Annotated in this window: 2 rRNA genes; both read right to left on the reverse strand. The window is 53.9% G+C overall.

Features of this window, described 5'->3' with window-relative positions:
- A 5S ribosomal RNA gene (gene rrf / locus N5K27_RS28700) occupies positions 1 to 88 on the reverse strand; the annotation flags it as partial.
- Between the two features lie 148 nt (positions 89 to 236).
- A 23S ribosomal RNA gene (locus tag N5K27_RS28705) occupies positions 237 to 2,768 on the reverse strand; the annotation flags it as partial.

Raw genomic sequence — 2,768 nt, forward strand, 5'->3', positions numbered from 1 at the left:
ACGTCCGTCCACTATCATCGGCGCAAAGGCGTTTCACTGTCCTGTTCGGGATGGGAAGGAGTGGGACCACCTTGCTATGGTCGTCAGGCTTTAACTTGTTGGCGGGGTGTTGATCGCGCGCAGGGTTGCTGCGTCGCGGGCTCGAACAACCTGCCCAATTGGAAGAAGCACAACAGTGTTGGTAGCGAGGCTACCTGGTGTGTGACTGCGGCACACGCTACAACCGCCAGGGTTATAGGATCAAGCCGCACGGGCAATTAGTATCGGTTAGCTCAACGCATTACTGCGCTTCCACACCCGACCTATCAACGTCCTGGTCTCGAACGGCCCTTCAGGGGGGTCAAGCCCCCGGGAGATCTTATCTTCAGACGAGTTTCCCGCTTAGATGCCTTCAGCGGTTATCTCTTCCGTACATAGCTACCCGGCAATGCCATTGGCATGACAACCGGTACACCAGCGGTACGTCCATTCCGGTCCTCTCGTACTAGGAACAGGCTCCGTCAAATCTCCAGCGCCCACGGCAGATAGGGACCAAACTGTCTCACGACGTTTTAAACCCAGCTCACGTACCTCTTTAAATGGCGAACAGCCATACCCTTGGGACCGGCTACAGCCCCAGGATGAGATGAGCCGACATCGAGGTGCCAAACACCGCCGTCGATATGAACTCTTGGGCGGTATCAGCCTGTTATCCCCAGAGTACCTTTTATCCGTTGAGCGATGGCCCTTCCATACAGAACCACCGGATCACTATGTCCTGCTTTCGCACCTGTTCGACTTGTCAGTCTCACAGTTAAGCACGCTTATGCCATTGCACTATCAGCACGATTTCCGACCGTACCTAGCGTACCTTCGAACTCCTCCGTTACCCTTTAGGAGGAGACCGCCCCAGTCAAACTGCCCACCATGCACTGTCCCCGGCCCGGATAACGGGCCAAGGTTAGAACCGCAAACAAATCAGGGTGGTATTTCAAGGACGGCTCCACCGAATCTAGCGACTCGGTTTCAACGCCTCCCACCTATCCTACACAGACCGGTTCACAGTCCAATGCAAAGCTACAGTAAAGGTTCATGGGGTCTTTCCGTCTAGCCGCGGGTAGATTGCATCATCACAAACATTTCAACTTCGCTGAGTCTCAGGAGGAGACAGTGTGGCCATCGTTACGCCATTCGTGCAGGTCGGAACTTACCCGACAAGGAATTTCGCTACCTTAGGACCGTTATAGTTACGGCCGCCGTTTACCGGGGCTTCGATCAAGAGCTTGCACCCCATCACTTAACCTTCCGGCACCGGGCAGGCGTCACACCCTATACGTCCACTTTCGTGTTTGCAGAGTGCTGTGTTTTTATTAAACAGTCGCAGCCACCGATTCTCTGCGACCCTTTCACGCTCAGCGCGCAGGCGCTTCACGCTACCAGGGCATACCTTCTCCCGAAGTTACGGTATCAATTTGCCGAGTTCCTTCTCCTGAGTTCTCTCAAGCGCCTTAGAATATTCATCCCGTCCACCTGTGTCGGTTTGCGGTACGGTCTCGTTTAACTGAAGCTTAGAGGCTTTTCCTGGGACCACTTCCAATCACTTCGCGAACAAGTTCGCTCGTGCCACACCCTTGAATTACGCACCCGGATTTGCCTAAGTGCCTTCTTCGATGCAGCAACGGGGACTTCCAACACCCCGATGACATTCCGCGATCCGTCCCCCCATCGCATTAAACGACGGTGCTGGAATATTAACCAGCTTCCCATCAGCTACGCATCTCTGCCTCGCCTTAGGGGCCGACTCACCCTACGCCGATGAACGTTGCGTAGGAAACCTTGGACTTACGGCGAGAGGGCCTTTCACCCTCTTTATCGCTACTCATGTCAGCATTCGCACTTCTGATACCTCCAGCAGCCTTTACAAGCCACCTTCGCAGGCTTACAGAACGCTCCCCTACCACGCACAGTAAACTGTGCATCCGCAGCTTCGGTATATCGCTTAGCCCCGTTACATCTTCCGCGCAGGACGACTCGATCAGTGAGCTATTACGCTTTCTTTAAAGGATGGCTGCTTCTAAGCCAACTTCCTGACTGTCTATGCCTTCCCACTTCGTTTCCCACTTAGCGATATTTGGGGACCTTAGCTGGCGGTCTGGGTTGTTTCCCTCTTGAGTCCGGACGTTAGCACCCGGTGCTCTGTCTCCCGAGCTGTACTTCCAGGTATTCGGAGTTTGCAATGGTTTGGTAAGTCGCCATGACCCCCTAGCCATAACAGTGCTCTACCCCCTGGAGTAATACTCGAGGCACTACCTAAATAGTTTTCGGGGAGAACCAGCTATTTCCAGACTTGTTTAGCCTTTCACCCCTATCCACAGCTCATCCCCTAGTTTTTCAACACTAGTGGGTTCGGTCCTCCAGCACGTGTTACCGTGCCTTCAACCTGGCCATGGATAGATCGTCTGGTTTCGGGTCTACACCCAGCGACTGAACGCCCTATTCGGACTCGCTTTCGCTACGCCTCCCCTATTCGGTTAAGCTTGCCACTGAATGTAAGTCGCTGACCCATTATACAAAAGGTACGCCGTCACGGGACAAGCCCGCTCCGACTGTTTGTATGCATGCGGTTTCAGGATCTATTTCACTCCCCTTCCGGGGTTCTTTTCGCCTTTCCCTCACGGTACTGGTTCACTATCGGTCGATCACGAGTATTTAGCCTTGGAGGATGGTCCCCCCATCTTCAGACAGGATTACACGTGTCCCGCCCTACTTATCGTACGCCTAGTCCCACT

Origin of the sequence: Pigmentiphaga sp. GD03639, assembly GCF_029845405.1 — a bacterium.
Taxonomy (GTDB): domain Bacteria; phylum Pseudomonadota; class Gammaproteobacteria; order Burkholderiales; family Burkholderiaceae_B; genus Pigmentiphaga; species Pigmentiphaga daeguensis.